A 17,420-nucleotide genomic window follows, 5' to 3' on the forward strand; every position below is an offset into this window, starting at 1 on the left:
CAGTGAACAGCAGGACAGTATGCAATTAAATCCAAAAGTTTTTGCTCCGAAAAAATCAAAAAAAAAGGATAAACTATAAATAGCTTATCCTTGATTTTTATTGAATGATTATTTTCATAATTACTCAGCAGTCTCTGTAGTTGTATCAGTTTCAGCAGCTGGAGCTTCAGTAGCTTCATCTTTCTTAGCTTTTCCACCACGACGGCTTTTTGCTTTTTTAACTTCTTTTTTACCACCATTGTAAAGTTCATTGAAATCTACTAATTCGATCATTGCCATATCAGCATTATCTCCTAAACGATTTCCAACTTTAATGATACGAGTGTATCCACCTGGACGGTCTCCTACTTTAGCAGCTACGTCTCTGAACAAGTCAGTTACGGCATATTTGCTACGTAAGTAAGCAAAAACGATACGACGATTGTGAGTCGTATCAGCTTTAGATTTTGTTATAAGCGGCTCAACGAATTGTTTAAGCGCTTTTGCTTTAGCAACAGTAGTGTTAATACGTTTGTGCTCGATAAGAGAACAAGCCATATTAGCTAACATAGATTTTCTATGTGCAGTCTGTCTGCTTAAGTGATTGAATTTTTTTCCGTGTCTCATTGCTATGTAAATTTAAACCTTGCGGCTTAGATTATTCTTTATCTAGTTTGTATTTTGCTAAATCCATACCGAAGTTCAAATTTTTAACTGCAACAAGTTCATCAAGCTCAGTTAAAGATTTTTTACCGAAATTACGGAATTTCATTAGGTCATTTTTATTGAACGATACTAAATCACCAAGTGTATCAACTTCAGCCGCTTTCAAACAATTTAGCGCTCTTACAGAAAGATCCATGTCAACAAGCTTAGTTTTAAGCAATTGTCTCATATGTAATGATTCTTCATCATATGATTCTGTTTGTGCAATTTCGTCAGCCTCGAGTGTAATTCTTTCGTCAGAGAACAACATGAAATGGTGAATTAAAACTTTTGCAGCTTCAGTAAGAGCATCTTTTGGATTGATAGAACCATCAGTTTTTATTTCAAAAACCAATTTTTCATAATCTGTTTTTTGCTCTACACGGAAGTTTTCAATCGCATATTTTACATTTTTTACCGGAGTAAAAATTGAATCTGTAAAAATAGTTCCAATTGCAGCATTCTGTTTTTTGTTCTCTTCAGCAGGAACATAACCTCTACCTTTTTCGATAGTTAAATCGAAATTAAGTTTGATTTTACTGTCTAAATTACAGATAACTAGTTCTGGATTCAAAACTTGGAAACCTGAAATAAATTTTTGAAAATCACCAGCTGTTAATTGGTCTTTACCTGAAACAGATATAGTAACTGATTCATTATCGATATCTTCAATTTGACGTTTGAAACGTACTTGTTTAAGATTAAGGATAATTTCGGTAACGTCTTCAACAACTCCTGAAATAGTAGAAAACTCATGATCTACACCTTCAATGCGAACAGATGTTATTGCATAACCTTCTAATGCTGAAAGCAAAACTCTTCTAAGTGCATTACCAACGGTCAATCCGTAACCAGGTTCTAAAGGTCTGAATTCAAACTTACCTTCAAAATCGGTTGAATCGATCATGATAACTTTATCGGGCTTCTGAAAATTAAATATTGCCATAAATTTCGACTAAGTCAATTATTATTTGTTGTACAACTCTACGATTAATTGTTCTTTAATATTTTCTGGAATTTGAAGTCTCGCAGGTACAGAAACGAATGTTCCTTCTTTGATATCATTGTTCCAAGTAATCCATTCATAAACATGACTTGAATTAGATAAAGAACGTTCGATAGCTTCTAATGACTTAGATTTTTCACGAACTGCAACTTTGTCACCAGGTCTAAGGTGGTAAGAAGGAATATTAACTACTTCACCGTTAACTGTGACGTGTCTGTGAGAAACGATTTGACGTGCACCTCTTCTAGAAGGAGCGATACCCATTCTAAAAACAACATTATCCAATCTTGCTTCACACAACTGTAATAAAACCTCACCAGTAACTCCTTTTGTAGCTGATGCTTTTTTGAACAATCCTCTGAATTGTTTTTCTAAAATCCCATAAGAATATTTAGCTTTTTGCTTTTCCATTAACTGAATAGCAAACTCAGATTTTTTTCCTCTTTTTTTAGCCATCCCGTGTTGCCCAGGAGGGTAATTTCTTTTTTCGAAAGCTTTATCGTCTCCGAAAATCGCTTCGCCAAATTTACGAGCGATTCTTGTACTAGGACCAGTATATCTTGCCATTTTAAATTGTTTAAGATTGAGATTATGAATTCAGGTCTGATCCTTCAATAATCGATATTCAATCTTGGTTATACTATATTTTTTTTTGAGTATTAAACTCTACGTCTTTTAGGAGGACGACATCCGTTGTGAGGCATTGGAGTAACATCGATAATCTCAGTCACTTCAATTCCACCGTTATGCAAAGAACGGATAGCAGACTCACGCCCGTTTCCTGGTCCTTTTACATAAACCTTTACTTTTTTAAGTCCAGCTTCAAGAGCTACTTTACTACAATCTTCTGCTGCCATTTGGGCTGCGTATGGAGTGTTCTTTTTAGAACCTCTAAAACCCATTTTACCAGCTGAAGACCAAGAAATAACTTCACCTTTTTTGTTTGTCAAAGAAATGATGATATTGTTAAAAGTAGCAGAAATATGAGCTTCTCCCGTTGATTCAACGATAACTTTACGTTTTTTTGCAGTTGCTTTAGCCATATTACTTATTATTTAGTTGCTTTTTTCTTGTTGGCAACAGTTTTTCTCTTACCTTTTCTTGTTCTAGAGTTGTTTTTAGTTCTTTGTCCTCTTAAAGGAAGACCAGTTCTATGACGGATACCTCTATAACATCCAATATCCATTAAACGTTTGATGTTTAAAGAAACTTCAGAACGTAATTCTCCTTCAATTTTAAAAGTTGATACCGCCTCACGAATTGCTCCGATCTCGTCATCATTCCAATCTTGAACTTTTTTATCTTGGCTAACTTGAGCTTTCTCTAAAATCTCAACAGCTCTACTTTTTCCTAATCCGAAGATGTAGGTAAGTGCTATAACACCTCTCTTATTTTTTGGGATATCTACCCCTGCTATTCTTGCCATAATTATCCTTGTCTTTGTTTAAATCTAGGATTCTTTTTGTTTATTACGTACAATCTCCCTTTTCTTCGCACAATTTTGCACTCGGGACTTCTCTTTTTTACTGAAGCTCTAACTTTCATTTTGAATATCCTTTAATATCTATAAGTAATTCTTGCTTTTGACAAATCGTAAGGGCTCATTTCTAGTTTCACTTTATCACCAGGTAATAATTTGATGTAATGCATACGCATTTTTCCAGATATATGTGCGATTACAATATGTCCATTTTCTAACTCTACACGGAACATTGCATTTGACAATGCTTCAATGATTGACCCGTCTTGTTCTATTGCTGATTGTTTTGCCATAAGTTAAGCTACTGCTTTTCTATTTTTACCACTTTTCATCAAACCATCATAATGTTTATTCAACAAGTATGAATTAATTTGCTGCATTGTGTCTATGGCAACTCCAACCATAATTATTAATGAAGTACCTCCAAAAAACATTGCCCAAGATTGTTGAACATCCATAAGACTTACAACAATTGCTGGGAACACAGCTATCAGAGCAAGAAATAAAGATCCTGGAAAAGTTATCAAAGACATCACTTTGTCAAGATAATCAGAAGTTTCAACTCCTGGTCTGATACCTGGAATAAAACCACCACTTCTCTTTAAATCATCAGACATTTTATTAGTAGGAACCGTGATTGCAGTGTAAAAGAATGTAAATACAATTATTAAAGTTGCAAATACAAAATTATACCAAAAACCGAACATATTACTAAAAGCGCCAACGATTGATTGTGATGCATCTGATTTAGACAAACCTGCTAAGGCTGCCGGAATAAACATAATTGCTTGCGCAAAAATTATTGGCATAACCCCAGAAGCATTAAGCTTCAAAGGAATCCATTGTCTGTTTCCACCCAACATGTCTTGTTCAAAATCACCTGATGTTGTACGACGAGCATATTGAACAGGAATCTTCCTGATCGCCATAACCAATAGCACACAACAAATGATAACTAATAACCAAATGATAATTTCAATAACCAACAACATCGGTCCACCATTATTATTGGTAACTCTTGTTGTAAACTCTTGAATAAAAGCTTGAGGTAATCTAGCCAAAATTCCAACCATGATTAACAAAGAAATACCATTTCCAATTCCTTTATCAGTAATTTTTTCTCCTAACCACATGGCAAAAATTGTACCTGTAACTAAAATAACTACTGATGAAAATAAGAATTCAAATGAATTGAATCCCAATAAAAATGCATTACTAGGTAATGTTCTATATAAATTATAGATATAAGTTGGACCTTGAACTAAAGTAATTCCTATTGTCAACCAACGAGTAATTTGATTAATCTTTTTTCTACCGCTTTCTCCATCACTTTGAAGTTTTTGTAAATAAGGAATCGCAATTCCCATTAACTGAACAACAATCGAAGCAGAAATATAAGGCATAATTCCTAAAGCAAAAACAGAAGCTTGAGAAAATGCACCTCCAGTAAACATGTCAAGAATTGAACCAATTCCTTCTTTAGTTTGCCCAGCTAAATTACCTAACTGTGTAGCATCAATACCTGGCAGGGTTACTTGAGCCCCAAAACGATAAACTAAAAGCAAACCCAATGTTATTAGGATTCTATTTTTCAGTTCCTCGATTTTCCAAACATTACTTATTGATTCAATAAATTTCTTCATATTAATTGAAAAATTACATTGTTACAGCTTCTCCACCAGCAGCTTCAATAGCAGCTTTTGCAGTAGCAGTAAATTTGTGAGCGGTTACTTTTAATTTTGCTGTCAATTCACCTCTACCTAAAATCTTAACGATTTCATTTTTAGTAGCTAAACGATTAGCAACATAAACTGTCATATCAACAGTATCTTTAATAACACCATTATCAACTAAAAGTTGAAGTGTATCAAGATTTACACCTTCGTAATCTTTACGATTGATGTTTGTAAAACCAAACTTAGGCACACGTCTTTGAAGTGGCATTTGCCCACCCTCAAAACCAATCTTTTTAGAATAACCAGAACGAGATTTTGCTCCTTTGTGACCTCTTGCAGAAGTACCACCTTTTCCAGAACCTTCTCCTCTACCTAATCTTTTATTTTGATTGTGTGTAGAACCTTCAGCAGGTTGTAAGTTACTTAAATTCATAACAGTATTTGTTATTTAGCTTCTTCAACAGAAACTAAGTGTTTAACTTTATTTATCATCCCAAGGATTGTAGGGTTTGAATCATGCTCTACAACTTGTCCCATTTTACGTAGACCTAAAGCTTCTAATCCTCTTTTTTGAGTAAGGGGACAGTTGATTTTGCTTCTAACTTGTTTTACTAATAATTTAGCCATAATTTCCTTGAATTAACCTTTAAAAACTTTTTCTAAAGAAACACCTCTTTGTTTTGCAACAGTATAAGCGCTTCTCATTTGTAATAAAGCATCAAAAGTTGCTTTCACTACGTTGTGAGGATTTGAAGATCCTTGAGATTTAGATAATACATCATGAATTCCTACTGATTCAAGAACTGAACGAACAGCTCCACCAGCAATAACTCCTGTACCATGAGAGGCAGGAATTAAGAATACACGTGCACCACCAAATTTACCTTTTTGTTCGTGAGGAACTGATTGACCATTCAAAGGAATTTTTACTAAATTTTTCTTAGCATCTTCTACTGCTTTCGCAATTGCTTCAGAAACGTCTTTAGATTTTCCTAATCCGTGTCCAACCACTCCATTTTCATCACCTACAACTACAATAGCAGAAAAACCAAAAGCTCTACCTCCCTTTGTAACCTTAGTAACACGATTTACACTTACCAAACGATCTTTTAATTCAAGACCACTTGGTTTTACTAACTCTACATTCTTGTATTTACTATTAGACATACTATATTAGAATTTAAGTCCAGCCGCTCTTGCGCCTTCCGCTAATGATTTAATACGACCGTGATATAAATAACCTCCTCTATCGAAAGTTACTACGTCTATCCCAGCTTTTAAAGCTTTTTCAGCAACTAGTTTTCCAACTGCTGTAGCAACTTCAATGTTCGTACCGTTACCTATTTCTTTTTCTCTTGAAGAAGCCGCCAGTAAAGTAACTCCATTTACATCATCAATTAATTGAGCATAAATTTCTTTGTTACTTCTAAATACAGATAGTCTTGGATTAGTAGCAGTACCACTAATTGTTTTTCTAATTCTGAATCTGATTCGTTGTCTTCTTTCAGGTTTTGTTAATGACATAATCTTATTTTTTAAGCTGATTTACCTGCTTTTCTTCTTAATACTTCACCTACAAATTTAACACCTTTTCCTTTGTATGGCTCAGGCTTACGGAAACCTCTGATTTTCGCAGCTACTTGACCTAAAAGTTGTTTGTCAAATGATGTTAATTTAACAATTGGATTTTTACCTTTTTCAGATATTGTTTCTAACGTTACTTCTGGAGCAACTTCTAAAACAATATTGTGAGAATATCCAAGAGCTAAATCTAACTTTTGTCCTTGATTTGAAGCTCTATAACCAACTCCTACCAACTCTAAAGATTTAGTAAAACCTTCGTTTACACCAATAATCATGTTGTTGATTAAAGATCTATATAAACCGTGTTTTGCTCTTTGGTCTTTGTGATCAGACGATCTATCAACTTGAACTTGACCGTCTTCAACTGTTACAGTAACGTCCGAAAACTCCTGTGTAAGTTGACCATTTTTTCCTTTTACTGTAATAATACCATTTGCAACTTCAACAGTTACACCAGCAGGGATTACAACCGGATTTTTACCTATTCTTGACATCTTCTACTATTTTAATGATTAGTAAACGTAACAAATTACTTCACCACCAACATTTAATTGTTTGGCTTTCTTTCCTGTCATCAAACCTTTTGATGTAGAAACGATAGCAATTCCTAATCCGTTAAGGATTCTAGGAATTGATGAAGAACCTGAATACTTACGTAAACCTGGTTTACTAATTCTTTGGATATCTTTAATTACAGACTCTTTAGTATCTTTATCATACTTCAAAGCGATTTTGATTGAACCCTGAACGGCGTTGTCTTCAAATTTGTAACTTAAGATATAACCTTGATCAAATAAGATCTTAGTTATTTCTTTTTTTAGATTAGATGCAGGAATCTCAACAACTTTGTGGTTTGCAGCCACAGCGTTACGAACTCTTGTCAAATAATCTGCAATAGGATCTGTATACATGTGTATTAATTTGCGGTTATGGTTTTCATAGGATACTCATCCTATGAACCTTTAACCAATTTATAAATGTGTTTGTATTGACGTAACTTAAGTTACAGTCTACCAAGATGCTTTTTTAACACCTGGGATTAATCCGTTATTTGCCATCTCACGAAATGTAACACGTGAAATACCAAATTGACGCATATATCCTCTTGGTCTACCAGTTAATTTACAACGATTGTGCAAACGAACAGGAGAAGCATTTTTCGGTAATTTTTGCAAACCTACGAAATCTCCAGCTTCTAACAAAGCTTTTCTTTTCTCAGCATACTTTGCTACAGTTTTTTCTCTCTTAACCTCACGGGCTTTCATTGATTCTTTAGCCATATCTTAATTCTTTTTAAAAGGTAAACCTAATTCAGCCAATAGTGATTTTGCTTCTTTATCAGTTTTTGCAGAAGTAACAAAAGATATATCCATTCCTGATATTTTGTTTACTTTGTCAATATCAATTTCTGGGAAAATGATTTGCTCCAAAACACCAAGATTATAATTACCTCTTCCGTCAAAACCAGTAGCTTTAATTCCACTAAAATCTCTAACACGTGGTAAAGCAGAAGTAATAAGTCTATCTAAAAACTCATACATTCTTTCTCCACGCAAAGTAACTTTTGCTCCAATAGGCATCCCTTTTCTCAATTTGAATGACGCAACGTCTTTCTTTGAGATTGTAGATACTGCTTTCTGTCCAGTGATCTTTGTTAACTCATCAACTGCATAGTCGATTAGTTTTTTATCAGATACAGCTGCACCAACTCCTTTACTTAAAACGATTTTTTCCAATTTTGGAACTTGCATTACGTTTACGTATCCGAATTCCTCTTTAAGAGCAGCGATTACTCTGCTCTTATATTCTTCTTTTAGTCTAGGTATATACGCCATTACTATAGTACTTGATTAGATTTTTTTGAAAATCTTACTTTCTTATCTCCTTCAACTCTAATTCCTACTCTAGTTGTTTCCTTAGTTTTAGGATCAATTAAAGAGATATTAGATATTTGTATAGAAGCTTCTTTCTTTACGATACCACCTTGAGGGCTTTTTGCACTAGGTTTCGTATGTTTTGAAACCATGTTAACACCTTCAACTATCGCTTTGTTTTTCTCGCGGTAAACACGTAAAACTTTACCTTCAGCACCTTTATGGTCTCCAGCAATTACTCTTACAATGTCACCTGTTTTTATTTTTAGCTTTATCATCTTAAAACGAATTAAAGCACTTCTGGTGCTAATGATACAATTTTCATGAATTGTTTTTCACGAAGTTCTCTTGCTACCGGACCAAAAACACGAGTTCCTCTCATTTCACCAGCAGCATTTAATAACACACATGCGTTGTCATCAAATCTAATGTATGAACCATCGGCTCTTCTTACTTCTTTTTTGGTACGTACAACAACTGCAGTTGAAACAGCTCCTTTTTTAACGCTTCCGTTAGGAGCAGTATCTTTGATAGAAACTACAATCTTGTCACCAACAGAGGCATACCTTCTTTTGGTACCTCCTAAAACACGGATAGTTAAAACTTCCTTTGCTCCAGTGTTATCTGCTACTTTTAGTCTTGATTCTTGTTGTACCATAATTATTTAGCTCTTTCTAGGATTTCAACTAACCTCCAACATTTTGTTTTACTCATAGGACGCGTTTCGCTAATCCTTACAGTATCTCCAATGTTACAGTCGTTCTTTTCGTCGTGTGCGTGATACTTTTTAGTTTTCAACACGAACTTACCGTATAATGGGTGTTTTACTTTACGAACTTCAGCAACTACAATAGATTTATCCATTTTGTCTGAAGTAACAACACCAACTCTTTCTTTTCTTAAATTTCTTTTTTCTTCCATCTTTCAGCAGATTACAATTATTGCAACTCTCTTTTAGTAAGTTCCGTAGCTAATCTTGCAACTGTTCTTCTTACACTTCTAATTTGAAGTGGGTTCTCAATTGGAGAAATAGCGTGAGCCATTTTTAGGTCGGCATATGCCTTCTTAGTCTGGCTAAGTTTTTCTTGCAACTCCGCTGCAGAAAGATCTTTTATTTCTGATTGTTTCATAATATAATATAGATTATGCTTCGAAATCTCTAGCAACGACGAATTTAGTTTTTACTGGAAGTTTTTGAGCTGCAAGACGTAACGCCTCTTTTGCAACTGATAAAGGTACTCCTCCAACTTCAAACATAATTCTTCCGGGTTTAACAACGGCAGCCCAATACTCAACTGCACCTTTACCTTTACCCATACGTACCTCAAGAGGTTTCTTAGTGATAGGTTTGTCTGGAAATATTTTGATCCATAATTGTCCTTCTCTTTTCATAAAACGAGTTGCAGCAATACGCGCAGCTTCGATTTGACGAGAGGTTAAGAACATTCCATCTTCATGTACAGATTTAATACCAAACATTCCATTAGAAAGTTCATGCCCTCTTTGAGAGTTCCCTTTCATTTTACCTTTTTGTACCTTACGGTATTTTGTTCTTTTAGGCTGTAACATTTTTCTTTAGTTTAAAAATTTACTTTCGTTTACGAGCGTCTGGTTTTCCACCTTTATTAAAAGGTTTTCTGTCTCCTCTAGGAGAATCACCACCTTTACCACCAGCACCAGATTGTTTTTTGTCCATTCCGGCAAGTGGAGAAAGATCTCTCTTTCCATAAACTTCACCTTTCATGATCCACACTTTGATTCCCATTCTACCATAAGTAGTATGAGCTTCAGCCAAAGCATAATCAATATCAGCTCTGAAAGTTGATAGAGGAATTCTACCTTCTTTGAAACCTTCTGAACGAGCCATCTCTGCACCATTCAAACGACCAGAAATCAAAACTTTGATACCTTCAGCGTTCATACGCATAGAAGCAGCAATAGCCATTTTGATTGCACGTCTGTAAGAAATACGGCTTTCGATTTGACGACAGATGCTTGTAGCAACTAGATACGCGTCAAGTTCAGGTCTTTTAATTTCAAAGATGTTGATTTGAACCTCTTTGTCAGTAATTTTCTTAAGTTCTTCTTTTAACTTGTCTACCTCTTGTCCACCTTTTCCGATAATGATACCAGGTCTAGCAGTAGTGATAGTAACGGTTACAAGTTTCAAAGTTCTCTCGATGATTACTTTTGATACACTAGCTTTTGATAAACGAGCATGGATATACTTTCTGATTTTGTGATCTTCGGCAAGTTTATCACCGTAATCATTTCCACCATACCAGTTTGAGTCCCATCCTCTGATGATACCAAGTCTATTTCCAATTGGATTTGTCTTTTGTCCCATGCTGCTTAAGAATTGCTTTGTGTGTTATTGATAGCTCCAAGCACGATTGTTACGTGGTTAGAACGTTTTCTTATTCTGTGTGCTCTTCCTTGTGGAGCTGGACGAAGTCTTTTCAACATCATTCCACCATCTACACGGATTTCCTTAACAAATAAACCAGCTTCTTCCATATTAGCGTCAGGGTTTTTAGCTTGCCAGTTGGCAATTACTGATAAAACCAATTTTTCTAATTTTCTTGAAGCTTCTTTAGAACTAAATCTTAAGATGTTAAGTGCTCTTTCTACCTTCTGACCTCTTACTAGATCTGCTACTAAGCGCATTTTTCTAGGTGAAGTAGGGCAGTTATTTAACTTTGCGAAGGCCAAAGACTTATTAGCCTCTTTTCTTGCATCTGCTGTTTCTCTTTTACGAACTCCCATTGCTTCTTATTTTTTACCTTTATTTTTTGCTCCAGCATGACCTCTAAAAGATCTAGTTGGTGAAAATTCTCCTAATTTGTGACCTACCATGTTTTCTGTTACGTAAACTGGTACAAATTGACGACCGTTATGAACTGCGATAGTTTGCCCAACAAAGTCTGGAGTAATCATAGAAGCTCTAGACCATGTCTTAACCACTCCTTTATTTCCACCTGCGATGTTTTCTTGAACTTTCTTGTCTAACTTATAATGAACGAAAGGTCCTTTTTTTAATGAACGTGCCATATCTTATTATTTCTTTCTACGTTCTACGATATACTTGTTACTCGGGTTTTTCTTAGAACGAGTTCTATAACCTTTAGCTGGTATTCCATTTCTTGAACGTGGATGTCCACCAGAAGAACGTCCTTCACCACCACCCATTGGGTGATCGACAGGGTTCATTGCAACAGGTCTTGTTCTAGGTCTTCTTCCTAACCATCTTGTTCTACCAGCTTTTCCTGACACAACTAATTGGTGGTCTGAATTAGAAACCGCTCCAATTGTAGCCGAACAAGTCAACAAGATTAATCTTGTTTCCCCAGAAGGCATTTTAATTGTAGCATATTTTCCATCTCTTGCCATTAATTGAGCAAATGTTCCAGCAGAACGAGCGATTACAGCTCCTTGTCCTGGCCTCAATTCGATACAAGAAATTACAGTTCCAAGTGGAACTCTACTTAAAGGTAAAGTATTACCAATTTCAGGTTGAGATTCTGGACCAGAAACTAACTTCTGACCAACTTTCAATCCGTTTTGAGCAATAACATACGTTTTCTCACCATCAGCATAAGCTAACAATGCGATAAATGCAGTACGATTTGGATCATACTCGATTGATTTCACTGTAGCCGGAATTCCTTCTTTTGTACGTTTGAAATCAATAATACGATATCTCTGCTTGTGACCACCACCCGTATAACGCATGGTCATCTTTCCTTGACTATTTCTACCACCAGAGTTTTTTATCGGCGCTATCAAAGAGCGTTCCGGCTTATCAGTTGTAATGGCGTCATAACCATTCACAACTCTAAATCGCTGACCTGGGGTAATAGGTTTTAATTTTCTTACTGACATTTTATCTTAGATATTGTTGTAAAAATCAATTGTTTCTCCTTCTTGTACTTGAACAATTGCTTTTTTAATTGCATTCGTCTTTCCACTGATTAAACCACTTTTAGTGTATTTAGTAGTTCTATCCGGTCTTACGTTCATCGTGTTAACACTCAAAATAGTTACCCCATAAGCAGCTTCAACAGCTTTCTTAATTTGCACTTTGTTTGCTTTTTTGTCAACAACGAATCCGAAGCGGTTTAAAACTTCACTTTCTTTGGTTACTTTTTCCGTTACTATAGGCTTAATTATGATGCTCATATCCTATTATTTACTTAAATTTTCTTCAATTATCTCCAAAGAACTCTCTAAAAGCACTAAATTATTAGCGTTTAATATAGCGTAAGTACTTAATTCTAAGCTACTTACTACGCTAGAGCCTTTTAAATTGCGTGACGACAAATATACATTTTTATTCGTATCACCCAACACAAACAGGGATTTTTTATTCTCTAACTCTAAAGCTTTCAAAACGTTGATGAAATTTTTAGTGTTTGGAGTTTCAAAATTAAAGTCTTCAAGAACGATAATATTCGACTCTTTTGCTTTAATTGAGAAAGCAGATTTTCTAGCCAAACGTTTCAAGCTTTTATTCAATTTGAATGAATAACTTCTTGGTCTTGGTCCAAAAACTGTTCCACCACCCTTAAACAATGGATTCTTTGCACTACCCGCACGAGCAGTACCAGTTCCTTTTTGTTTTTTTATTTTACGAGTACTTCCCGCTACTTCAGCTCTTTCTTTAGCTTTGTGCGTCCCTTGTCTTTGATTAGCAAGATATTGCTTAACATCAAGGTATACTGCGTGATTGTTTGGTTCTATACCAAATACTGAATCAGAAAGTTGAACTTTTCTTCCAGTATCTTTTCCGTTGAAATCTAATACTTTTGCTTCCATTACTTCTGAATGATTACATAAGAGTTGTTATGACCAGGAACACATCCTTTAATAACAAGTAGGTTCTTATCAGCCACTACTTTTAAAACTCTAAGGTTTTGAACTTTTACATTGTCTCCTCCCATACGTCCAGCCATACGCATTCCTTTGAATACTCTAGATGGATAAGAAGAAGCTCCTACAGAACCTGGCGCTCTTAAACGGTTGTGTTGACCGTGAGTTGCTTGACCAACACCACCAAAACCGTGACGTTTTACAACCCCTTGAAAACCTTTACCTTTAGACACACCTTGTACATCTACAAATTCTCCTTCAGAAAAAATAGAGACATCAATAAGATCTCCTAATTTTTGCTCTGTTGCGAAATCTTGGAATTCAACGACTTTTTTCTTAGCTACAGTTCCCGCTTTTTTAAAGTGACCTAAAGCCGCTTTTGTGGAATGTTTCTCGTTTTTGTCATCGAAACCAAGTTGCAACGCTTCGTACCCGTCAACACCTTTGGTTCTGACTTGGGTAACAACACATGGTCCAGCTTCGATTACTGTACAAGGAATATTCTTCCCGTTCTCGTCGAAAATACTAGTCATGCCGATTTTTCTACCAATTAACCCAGACATAAATATTAATTATTAATTATTAAATATAAATATAGAACGCAGCATTTAAGCGAATCCTATTTTTTTAGTGGGTGCAAATGTATAACTTATTTACACACAAACCAAAAAAATATTTTTCGCTTAAAAACAGCGTTCCTTTTTACTCTTAAACTACTTAAACTTTGATTTCAACTTCAACTCCACTTGGCAATTCAAGTTTCATTAAAGCATCAATAGTTTTAGATGAAGATGAATAAATGTCAATTAATCGCTTGTATGACATTACTTCAAATTGCTCTCTCGCTTTTTTATTAACGTGTGGAGAACGAAGAACAGTGAAAAGTTTTTTGTGAGTTGGTAATGGAATTGGTCCTGTAACAACTGCACCGGTACTTTTTACCGTTTTTACAATCTTCTCAGCAGATTTGTCTACCAACATGTGATCGTAAGATTTTAATTTTATTCTGATTTTTTGACTCATTTTCTTAAAGATTATGCGTTTCCTTTTGCTTTTTTGATAACTGCTTCTGAAATATTAGAAGGCGTTTCAGAGTAGTGTGAAAATTCCATAGTAGATGTTGCTCTACCTGAAGATAGCGTTCTTAACGTAGTTACGTATCCAAACATTTCAGATAATGGCACATCTGCCTTAATTGTTTTAGCACCAGCTCTATCACCCATATCATTCACCTGACCTCTACGACGGTTAATATCACCTACGATATCTCCCATGTTTTCTTCTGGCGTTATCACTTCCATTTTCATGATTGGTTCTAATATAACAGCACCAGCTGCCTTAGCTACCTCTCTATAACCCATTCTTGCTGCAAGTTCAAAAGAAAGCGCATCAGAATCCACCGGGTGGAAAGATCCGTCTAATAAGGTTACTTTCAAACTATCTACTTGGTACCCTGCTAAAGGACCAGTCTTCATAGCTTCTCTAAAACCTTTTTCAACTGATGGAATATATTCTTTAGGAACGTTACCACCTTTTACTGCATTTACAAACTGCAATCCAACTGGAGCCTTACCGTCAACTTCATCCGCTGGCTCAAGTATAAATACGATATCACCGAATTTACCACGACCTCCAGATTGTTTTTTGTAAGTTTCTCTATGTTGTGCTTTCTTAGTAAAAGCTTCTTTATATTCAACTTGAGGCTCACCTTGGTTTACTTCAACTTTGAATTCACGTCTCATTCTATCAACTAAGATATCCAAGTGAAGCTCACCCATACCAGAGATAATTGTTTGACCAGAAGCCTCATCAGTTCTAACAGTAAACGTAGGATCTTCCTCAGCTAATTTAGCCAAAGCCATACCCATTTTATCTACGTCAGCCTTAGTTTTAGGCTCAATAGCAATACCAATTACTGGCGCAGGGAATTTCATAGACTCAAGAATAATTGGGTGTTTTTCATCACATAAAGTATCTCCAGTTTTGATATCTTTAAACCCAACTGCTGCTCCAATATCACCCGCCTCGATATACTCGATTGGATTTTGTTTGTTAGCGTGCATTTGGTAGATACGCGAAATTCTTTCTTTATTACCTGAACGCGTGTTCAAAACATAAGAACCCGCATCTAAACGTCCTGAATAAGCACGGAAGAAAGCTAAACGACCTACGAATGGGTCAGTAGCAATTTTAAATGCCAAAGCAGCAAATGGCTCCTTAACATCTGGCTTACGCAAGATTTTTGTTTGATCCTCTTCAAGTAATTCAGCATCATCAGGATGAATTCCTTCGATACCTTCTTTATCCATTGGAGATGGTAAGTATTTACATACTGCATCTAACATGAATTGAACTCCTTTATTTTTGAAAGATGAACCAGCAATCATAGGAATAATTGCCATATCCATTACAGCTGCTCTTAAAGCCGTGTTGATTTCTTCTTCTGTGATAGAATCTGGATCTTCCATATACTTATCAAGCAAGTTTTCATCATAATCTGCAACTGCTTCAATAAGAATATCTCTGTATTCTTTTACTTCTTCTATCATATCAGCAGGGATATCTACAACTTCATAAGTTGCTCCCATTCCTGCATCATCCCAAACAATAGCTTGGTTTCTTACTAAATCTACAACACCTCTAAAATCATTCTCTTCACCAATTGGCAAAGTGATCGCAACAGCGTTTGATTTCAACATATCTCTTACTTGTTGACATACCATCAAAAAGTTAGATCCTTGTCTATCCATTTTATTAACGAAACCAATACGAGGAACTCTATATTGATCTGCCAATCTCCAGTTAGTTTCTGATTGTGGCTCAACACCATCAACAGCACTAAACAAGAACACCAAACCATCAAGTACACGCAAAGAACGGTTTACTTCAACTGTAAAGTCAACGTGTCCCGGAGTATCTATAATGTTAAAGTGATAAGGTAAGGTCTCAGGCAAAATTTTACCTTGAGTCGTTGGAAAATTCCATTCACAAGTTGTAGCTGCAGACGTAATTGTGATACCTCTTTCTTGCTCTTGTGCCATCCAGTCCATTGTTGCAGCACCATCGTGTACTTCACCAATTTTATGTGATTTTCCTGTATAGAATAATATACGCTCCGTTGTTGTTGTTTTACCAGCATCAATGTGAGCAGCAATTCCTATGTTTCTTGTATATTTAAGTTCTCTAGCCATTTCTTAAGAATTAAAATCTAAAGTGAGAGAAAGCTTTATTAGCTTCTGCCATTTTGTGAGTATCCATTCTTTTCTTAACAGCAGCTCCTTCTTCTTTAGCCGCAGCTAAACATTCTGAAGCTAACCTTTGAGCCATAGATTTTTCGTTTCTTCTTCTTGAATAAAGAATTAACCATTTCATCGCCATAGAAATTTTTCTATCTGGACGAATTTGCATTGGAATTTGAAATGTAGCTCCACCTACTCTACGACTACGCACTTCTACGTGAGGCATAACATTAGTTAACGCATCTTTCCAAATTTCCAATGATGGTTTCTCTGCATCTTGTTTTTTAGACTCAATGATGTCAATCGCATCATAAAATACTTTAAACGCTGTCGATTTTTTTCCATCCCACATTAAGTTGTTCACAAAACGTGTTACCAGTTGGTCATTAAACCTTGGATCTGGTAAAAGTGGTCTTTTCTTTGCCGCTCTTTTTCTCATGTCTTTTTTTTAATAAAATGTCATACCCATACAGCTGTAACGAATCACATCTCTACAAGAAATAACTTTTTAAATTACTTTTTTGCTTCTTTTGGGCGTTTAGCTCCGTACTTAGATCTTCTTTGCGTTCTTCCTGCTACTCCTGACGTATCAAGCGCACCACGAACGATGTGATATCTAACTCCTGGTAAATCTTTTACCCTTCCACCCCTAACTAATACTATCGAGTGCTCTTGTAAATTGTGTCCTTCACCAGGGATGTAAGCATTCACTTCATTACCATTTGTCAAACGTACACGCGCTACTTTACGCATTGCAGAGTTTGGTTTTTTTGGTGTTGTAGTGTAAACACGCGTACAAACCCCTCTTCTTTGAGGACAAGAATCTAAAGCAACCGATTTACTCTTCTTAGTTATCTGAGTTCTTCCTGTTCTTACTAATTGTTGAATTGTTGGCATAATTAATACTAAAAATTTCTTATTATATTAAATTCCCGCTTTTTACGGGGTTGCAAATGTAGAAAATATTTTTTACTCTACAAACGTTAATCTATTAATTTTCAATAAGAT

General features: G+C 35.5%; 32 protein-coding genes. All 32 read right to left on the reverse strand.

All coding sequences use genetic code 11. The features are described from left to right. Window positions 1-120: 120 nt before the first annotated feature. Window positions 121-606 carry a 50S ribosomal protein L17 gene (gene rplQ, locus ACNQF8_RS08425; RefSeq protein WP_114753103.1) on the reverse strand — a complete coding sequence of 162 codons (486 nt, stop codon included), beginning with the start codon at window positions 604-606 and terminating at the stop codon, window positions 121-123. 31 nt (window positions 607-637) lie between these two features. Beyond that, a complete protein-coding gene (locus ACNQF8_RS08430) occupies window positions 638-1,630 on the reverse strand; it encodes a DNA-directed RNA polymerase subunit alpha (RefSeq protein WP_039110214.1) in 993 nt (330 codons plus the stop codon). A 21-nt stretch (window positions 1,631-1,651) separates the two neighbouring features. Continuing rightward, window positions 1,652-2,257: a 30S ribosomal protein S4 gene (rpsD, locus tag ACNQF8_RS08435; protein WP_282711735.1), complete on the reverse strand. Its 606-nt coding sequence runs from the start codon at window positions 2,255-2,257 to the stop codon at window positions 1,652-1,654. A gap of 92 nt (window positions 2,258-2,349) precedes the next feature. Continuing rightward, window positions 2,350-2,733 carry a 30S ribosomal protein S11 gene (gene rpsK / locus ACNQF8_RS08440; RefSeq protein WP_024981527.1) on the reverse strand — a complete coding sequence of 128 codons (384 nt, stop codon included), beginning with the start codon at window positions 2,731-2,733 and terminating at the stop codon, window positions 2,350-2,352. An 8-nt stretch (window positions 2,734-2,741) separates the two neighbouring features. Continuing rightward, window positions 2,742-3,116: a 30S ribosomal protein S13 gene (gene rpsM, locus ACNQF8_RS08445; RefSeq protein ID WP_091203660.1), complete on the reverse strand. Its 375-nt coding sequence runs from the start codon at window positions 3,114-3,116 to the stop codon at window positions 2,742-2,744. A 2-nt stretch (window positions 3,117-3,118) separates the two neighbouring features. Next, the gene (ykgO, locus tag ACNQF8_RS08450) at window positions 3,119-3,235 is read right to left on the reverse strand and encodes a type B 50S ribosomal protein L36 (RefSeq protein ID WP_008992256.1); all 117 of its coding nucleotides are present in this window, start codon (window positions 3,233-3,235) and stop codon (window positions 3,119-3,121) included. Window positions 3,236-3,247: 12 nt separating this feature from the next. Beyond that, entirely contained in the window at window positions 3,248-3,463 is a 216-nt protein-coding gene (gene infA, locus ACNQF8_RS08455; RefSeq protein WP_007136545.1) for a translation initiation factor IF-1, read from the reverse strand. Between the two features lie 3 nt (window positions 3,464-3,466). Next, a complete protein-coding gene (gene secY / locus ACNQF8_RS08460; protein ID WP_099713440.1) occupies window positions 3,467-4,813 on the reverse strand; it encodes a preprotein translocase subunit SecY in 1,347 nt (448 codons plus the stop codon). Between the two features lie 13 nt (window positions 4,814-4,826). After that, window positions 4,827-5,279, reverse strand: coding sequence for a 50S ribosomal protein L15 (rplO, locus tag ACNQF8_RS08465; RefSeq protein WP_066081007.1), 453 nt, complete (start codon window positions 5,277-5,279; stop codon window positions 4,827-4,829). Between the two features lie 11 nt (window positions 5,280-5,290). Then, entirely contained in the window at window positions 5,291-5,473 is a 183-nt protein-coding gene (gene rpmD / locus ACNQF8_RS08470; protein WP_027310825.1) for a 50S ribosomal protein L30, read from the reverse strand. A gap of 12 nt (window positions 5,474-5,485) precedes the next feature. Next, the gene (rpsE, locus tag ACNQF8_RS08475; protein WP_035668102.1) at window positions 5,486-6,013 is read right to left on the reverse strand and encodes a 30S ribosomal protein S5; all 528 of its coding nucleotides are present in this window, start codon (window positions 6,011-6,013) and stop codon (window positions 5,486-5,488) included. Window positions 6,014-6,019: 6 nt separating this feature from the next. Then, window positions 6,020-6,370 carry a 50S ribosomal protein L18 gene (gene rplR / locus ACNQF8_RS08480; protein ID WP_039110219.1) on the reverse strand — a complete coding sequence of 117 codons (351 nt, stop codon included), beginning with the start codon at window positions 6,368-6,370 and terminating at the stop codon, window positions 6,020-6,022. Between the two features lie 11 nt (window positions 6,371-6,381). Beyond that, a complete protein-coding gene (gene rplF / locus ACNQF8_RS08485; RefSeq protein WP_282711763.1) occupies window positions 6,382-6,924 on the reverse strand; it encodes a 50S ribosomal protein L6 in 543 nt (180 codons plus the stop codon). A gap of 18 nt (window positions 6,925-6,942) precedes the next feature. Continuing rightward, a complete protein-coding gene (gene rpsH, locus ACNQF8_RS08490; RefSeq protein ID WP_269685551.1) occupies window positions 6,943-7,341 on the reverse strand; it encodes a 30S ribosomal protein S8 in 399 nt (132 codons plus the stop codon). A 99-nt stretch (window positions 7,342-7,440) separates the two neighbouring features. Further along, the gene (gene rpsN / locus ACNQF8_RS08495; protein WP_026707007.1) at window positions 7,441-7,710 is read right to left on the reverse strand and encodes a 30S ribosomal protein S14; all 270 of its coding nucleotides are present in this window, start codon (window positions 7,708-7,710) and stop codon (window positions 7,441-7,443) included. A gap of 3 nt (window positions 7,711-7,713) precedes the next feature. Then, window positions 7,714-8,265 carry a 50S ribosomal protein L5 gene (gene rplE / locus ACNQF8_RS08500; protein ID WP_099713443.1) on the reverse strand — a complete coding sequence of 184 codons (552 nt, stop codon included), beginning with the start codon at window positions 8,263-8,265 and terminating at the stop codon, window positions 7,714-7,716. Between the two features lie 2 nt (window positions 8,266-8,267). Continuing rightward, a complete protein-coding gene (gene rplX, locus ACNQF8_RS08505) occupies window positions 8,268-8,582 on the reverse strand; it encodes a 50S ribosomal protein L24 (protein WP_282711769.1) in 315 nt (104 codons plus the stop codon). A gap of 11 nt (window positions 8,583-8,593) precedes the next feature. Beyond that, window positions 8,594-8,962 (reverse strand): 50S ribosomal protein L14, encoded by a 369-nt coding sequence (gene rplN / locus ACNQF8_RS08510; RefSeq protein WP_026717863.1) that lies wholly within the window; start codon window positions 8,960-8,962, stop codon window positions 8,594-8,596. A gap of 2 nt (window positions 8,963-8,964) precedes the next feature. Continuing rightward, on the reverse strand, window positions 8,965-9,225 hold the full coding sequence (gene rpsQ / locus ACNQF8_RS08515) for a 30S ribosomal protein S17 (RefSeq protein ID WP_039110222.1): 261 nt from the start codon (window positions 9,223-9,225) through the stop codon (window positions 8,965-8,967). Window positions 9,226-9,242: 17 nt separating this feature from the next. Further along, on the reverse strand, window positions 9,243-9,434 hold the full coding sequence (gene rpmC, locus ACNQF8_RS08520) for a 50S ribosomal protein L29 (protein ID WP_035668115.1): 192 nt from the start codon (window positions 9,432-9,434) through the stop codon (window positions 9,243-9,245). Between the two features lie 13 nt (window positions 9,435-9,447). Next, window positions 9,448-9,873: a 50S ribosomal protein L16 gene (gene rplP / locus ACNQF8_RS08525; RefSeq protein WP_007803637.1), complete on the reverse strand. Its 426-nt coding sequence runs from the start codon at window positions 9,871-9,873 to the stop codon at window positions 9,448-9,450. Window positions 9,874-9,892: 19 nt separating this feature from the next. Continuing rightward, the gene (gene rpsC, locus ACNQF8_RS08530; RefSeq protein WP_035668118.1) at window positions 9,893-10,651 is read right to left on the reverse strand and encodes a 30S ribosomal protein S3; all 759 of its coding nucleotides are present in this window, start codon (window positions 10,649-10,651) and stop codon (window positions 9,893-9,895) included. Between the two features lie 5 nt (window positions 10,652-10,656). Next, window positions 10,657-11,070 (reverse strand): 50S ribosomal protein L22, encoded by a 414-nt coding sequence (gene rplV, locus ACNQF8_RS08535; RefSeq protein ID WP_113636701.1) that lies wholly within the window; start codon window positions 11,068-11,070, stop codon window positions 10,657-10,659. A gap of 6 nt (window positions 11,071-11,076) precedes the next feature. Then, window positions 11,077-11,355, reverse strand: a complete 279-nt coding sequence (rpsS, locus tag ACNQF8_RS08540; RefSeq protein ID WP_007136562.1) for a 30S ribosomal protein S19 — start codon at window positions 11,353-11,355, stop codon at window positions 11,077-11,079. 6 nt (window positions 11,356-11,361) lie between these two features. Then, window positions 11,362-12,186 (reverse strand): 50S ribosomal protein L2, encoded by an 825-nt coding sequence (gene rplB, locus ACNQF8_RS08545; protein ID WP_035668122.1) that lies wholly within the window; start codon window positions 12,184-12,186, stop codon window positions 11,362-11,364. A 6-nt stretch (window positions 12,187-12,192) separates the two neighbouring features. Beyond that, complete coding sequence (rplW, locus tag ACNQF8_RS08550) at window positions 12,193-12,483, reverse strand: 50S ribosomal protein L23 (protein ID WP_035668124.1); 291 nt, start codon at window positions 12,481-12,483, stop codon at window positions 12,193-12,195. Window positions 12,484-12,489: 6 nt separating this feature from the next. Next, window positions 12,490-13,119, reverse strand: coding sequence for a 50S ribosomal protein L4 (rplD, locus tag ACNQF8_RS08555; protein ID WP_035668126.1), 630 nt, complete (start codon window positions 13,117-13,119; stop codon window positions 12,490-12,492). Then, the gene (gene rplC / locus ACNQF8_RS08560; protein WP_099713444.1) at window positions 13,119-13,736 is read right to left on the reverse strand and encodes a 50S ribosomal protein L3; all 618 of its coding nucleotides are present in this window, start codon (window positions 13,734-13,736) and stop codon (window positions 13,119-13,121) included. Before rplC ends, rplD begins: the two co-directional genes overlap by 1 nt. 154 nt (window positions 13,737-13,890) lie before the next feature. Continuing rightward, a complete protein-coding gene (rpsJ, locus tag ACNQF8_RS08565) occupies window positions 13,891-14,196 on the reverse strand; it encodes a 30S ribosomal protein S10 (protein WP_011963470.1) in 306 nt (101 codons plus the stop codon). An 11-nt stretch (window positions 14,197-14,207) separates the two neighbouring features. Next, on the reverse strand, window positions 14,208-16,364 hold the full coding sequence (gene fusA, locus ACNQF8_RS08570) for an elongation factor G (RefSeq protein ID WP_417952016.1): 2,157 nt from the start codon (window positions 16,362-16,364) through the stop codon (window positions 14,208-14,210). 10 nt (window positions 16,365-16,374) lie between these two features. Continuing rightward, the gene (gene rpsG / locus ACNQF8_RS08575) at window positions 16,375-16,851 is read right to left on the reverse strand and encodes a 30S ribosomal protein S7 (protein WP_035668130.1); all 477 of its coding nucleotides are present in this window, start codon (window positions 16,849-16,851) and stop codon (window positions 16,375-16,377) included. Between the two features lie 74 nt (window positions 16,852-16,925). After that, window positions 16,926-17,309, reverse strand: coding sequence for a 30S ribosomal protein S12 (gene rpsL / locus ACNQF8_RS08580; RefSeq protein WP_007136570.1), 384 nt, complete (start codon window positions 17,307-17,309; stop codon window positions 16,926-16,928). Window positions 17,310-17,420: the final 111 nt, after the last annotated feature.

It is taken from the genome of Flavobacterium labens (genome assembly GCF_048286755.1).
GTDB lineage: Bacteria > Bacteroidota > Bacteroidia > Flavobacteriales > Flavobacteriaceae > Flavobacterium.

Excerpts from the sequence above, each read along its gene's own strand:
- rplQ (WP_114753103.1), bottom strand. The coding sequence starts at position 606 with ATGAGACACGGAAAAAAATTCAATCACTTAAGCAGACAGACTGCACAT.
- ACNQF8_RS08430 (WP_039110214.1), bottom strand. The coding sequence starts at position 1,630 with ATGGCAATATTTAATTTTCAGAAGCCCGATAAAGTTATCATGATCGAT.
- rpsD (WP_282711735.1), bottom strand. The coding sequence starts at position 2,257 with ATGGCAAGATATACTGGTCCTAGTACAAGAATCGCTCGTAAATTTGGC.
- rpsK (WP_024981527.1), bottom strand. The coding sequence starts at position 2,733 with ATGGCTAAAGCAACTGCAAAAAAACGTAAAGTTATCGTTGAATCAACG.
- rpsM (WP_091203660.1), bottom strand. The coding sequence starts at position 3,116 with ATGGCAAGAATAGCAGGGGTAGATATCCCAAAAAATAAGAGAGGTGTT.
- ykgO (WP_008992256.1), bottom strand. The coding sequence starts at position 3,235 with ATGAAAGTTAGAGCTTCAGTAAAAAAGAGAAGTCCCGAGTGCAAAATT.
- infA (WP_007136545.1), bottom strand. The coding sequence starts at position 3,463 with ATGGCAAAACAATCAGCAATAGAACAAGACGGGTCAATCATTGAAGCA.
- secY (WP_099713440.1), bottom strand. The coding sequence starts at position 4,813 with ATGAAGAAATTTATTGAATCAATAAGTAATGTTTGGAAAATCGAGGAA.
- rplO (WP_066081007.1), bottom strand. The coding sequence starts at position 5,279 with ATGAATTTAAGTAACTTACAACCTGCTGAAGGTTCTACACACAATCAA.
- rpmD (WP_027310825.1), bottom strand. The coding sequence starts at position 5,473 with ATGGCTAAATTATTAGTAAAACAAGTTAGAAGCAAAATCAACTGTCCC.
- rpsE (WP_035668102.1), bottom strand. The coding sequence starts at position 6,013 with ATGTCTAATAGTAAATACAAGAATGTAGAGTTAGTAAAACCAAGTGGT.
- rplR (WP_039110219.1), bottom strand. The coding sequence starts at position 6,370 with ATGTCATTAACAAAACCTGAAAGAAGACAACGAATCAGATTCAGAATT.
- rplF (WP_282711763.1), bottom strand. The coding sequence starts at position 6,924 with ATGTCAAGAATAGGTAAAAATCCGGTTGTAATCCCTGCTGGTGTAACT.
- rpsH (WP_269685551.1), bottom strand. The coding sequence starts at position 7,341 with ATGTATACAGATCCTATTGCAGATTATTTGACAAGAGTTCGTAACGCT.
- rpsN (WP_026707007.1), bottom strand. The coding sequence starts at position 7,710 with ATGGCTAAAGAATCAATGAAAGCCCGTGAGGTTAAGAGAGAAAAAACT.
- rplE (WP_099713443.1), bottom strand. The coding sequence starts at position 8,265 with ATGGCGTATATACCTAGACTAAAAGAAGAATATAAGAGCAGAGTAATC.
- rplX (WP_282711769.1), bottom strand. The coding sequence starts at position 8,582 with ATGATAAAGCTAAAAATAAAAACAGGTGACATTGTAAGAGTAATTGCT.
- rplN (WP_026717863.1), bottom strand. The coding sequence starts at position 8,962 with ATGGTACAACAAGAATCAAGACTAAAAGTAGCAGATAACACTGGAGCA.
- rpsQ (WP_039110222.1), bottom strand. The coding sequence starts at position 9,225 with ATGGAAGAAAAAAGAAATTTAAGAAAAGAAAGAGTTGGTGTTGTTACT.
- rpmC (WP_035668115.1), bottom strand. The coding sequence starts at position 9,434 with ATGAAACAATCAGAAATAAAAGATCTTTCTGCAGCGGAGTTGCAAGAA.
- rplP (WP_007803637.1), bottom strand. The coding sequence starts at position 9,873 with ATGTTACAGCCTAAAAGAACAAAATACCGTAAGGTACAAAAAGGTAAA.
- rpsC (WP_035668118.1), bottom strand. The coding sequence starts at position 10,651 with ATGGGACAAAAGACAAATCCAATTGGAAATAGACTTGGTATCATCAGA.
- rplV (WP_113636701.1), bottom strand. The coding sequence starts at position 11,070 with ATGGGAGTTCGTAAAAGAGAAACAGCAGATGCAAGAAAAGAGGCTAAT.
- rpsS (WP_007136562.1), bottom strand. The coding sequence starts at position 11,355 with ATGGCACGTTCATTAAAAAAAGGACCTTTCGTTCATTATAAGTTAGAC.
- rplB (WP_035668122.1), bottom strand. The coding sequence starts at position 12,186 with ATGTCAGTAAGAAAATTAAAACCTATTACCCCAGGTCAGCGATTTAGA.
- rplW (WP_035668124.1), bottom strand. The coding sequence starts at position 12,483 with ATGAGCATCATAATTAAGCCTATAGTAACGGAAAAAGTAACCAAAGAA.
- rplD (WP_035668126.1), bottom strand. The coding sequence starts at position 13,119 with ATGGAAGCAAAAGTATTAGATTTCAACGGAAAAGATACTGGAAGAAAA.
- rplC (WP_099713444.1), bottom strand. The coding sequence starts at position 13,736 with ATGTCTGGGTTAATTGGTAGAAAAATCGGCATGACTAGTATTTTCGAC.
- rpsJ (WP_011963470.1), bottom strand. The coding sequence starts at position 14,196 with ATGAGTCAAAAAATCAGAATAAAATTAAAATCTTACGATCACATGTTG.
- fusA (WP_417952016.1), bottom strand. The coding sequence starts at position 16,364 with ATGGCTAGAGAACTTAAATATACAAGAAACATAGGAATTGCTGCTCAC.
- rpsG (WP_035668130.1), bottom strand. The coding sequence starts at position 16,851 with ATGAGAAAAAGAGCGGCAAAGAAAAGACCACTTTTACCAGATCCAAGG.
- rpsL (WP_007136570.1), bottom strand. The coding sequence starts at position 17,309 with ATGCCAACAATTCAACAATTAGTAAGAACAGGAAGAACTCAGATAACT.